This window comes from Brachyspira sp. SAP_772 (genome assembly GCF_009755885.1).
Taxonomy (GTDB): Bacteria; Spirochaetota; Brachyspiria; order Brachyspirales; family Brachyspiraceae; genus Brachyspira.
In genome coordinates this window covers 1-785 of the sequence record NZ_VYIX01000117.1, presented here as the reverse complement: position 1 = coordinate 785, position 785 = coordinate 1, and the positions used below count along the sequence as shown (strand labels likewise).

1 pseudogene is annotated in these 785 nt (G+C 33.5%); it reads right to left on the bottom strand.

Features of this window, described 5'->3' with window-relative positions:
- Nucleotides 1-11 precede the first annotated feature (11 nt).
- Nucleotides 12-785, bottom strand: a pseudogene (locus tag GQX97_RS12955) (fucose isomerase); the annotation flags it as partial.

The following is a 785-nucleotide window of genomic DNA, read 5'->3' as shown; positions in this document are numbered from 1 at the left end:
TTATGCTTTACTCATGCTTCAATCCACTCCCAACCTTTGATTTTGCATAACAATCTAAATTTCTCTATATAATCCCCATATACCATAACAACATGGTGAGCAAAACCATTATCTAATAAAGTGTCATATACAGCCTTAACACCCTTATCAAATTTGCCTTTTGCATAAGTACCTTTAAGAAGTTTATCCATATATACAGCCTTACCTTTTTCAGCAAATATTCTAGTTTTACCTAAGGCACTGTCTATACGAACAATATTGAAATCACCCTCTTTTAATACAAATCCTGTAGTAACACCTTTTCCGCCTGCAAAATATGTATCTAAAGTAGGAGTACATTTTTTGTTAGTAAGATTGCATGGAGCTACTCCGCAGTGCCATAATAAAGCAGTATCCTCTTCAAAATCAACTTGAGAGAAGTCAGCAGAATAAGGAGTTTCTATATCAAGAGCCTTACAAGCTAACATGCTTAAAGCCAACATAGCATCRCCTTCRCAAGCTAAAAGATATTTTTCTTTAGCTATTATAGACATAGCAGCACATGGRGCTATACCATAACTTTGAGCATATTCAGGCCAGCATCTTACTGCTAAAGCATCTATATGATTAGAATCAACAAATTTCTTTATAGATACGCATAATTTTGCAACTCTCTTAATTTGTTCTTCATTAACATCATCACAGTTAAAGAAACCTTTTATCTCATCTAAATATTTTTTAGCTTCCTCATCGCTTACTTCTTGATTGTACATATCAGCTATTTGATAATATTCCAACATAGCACC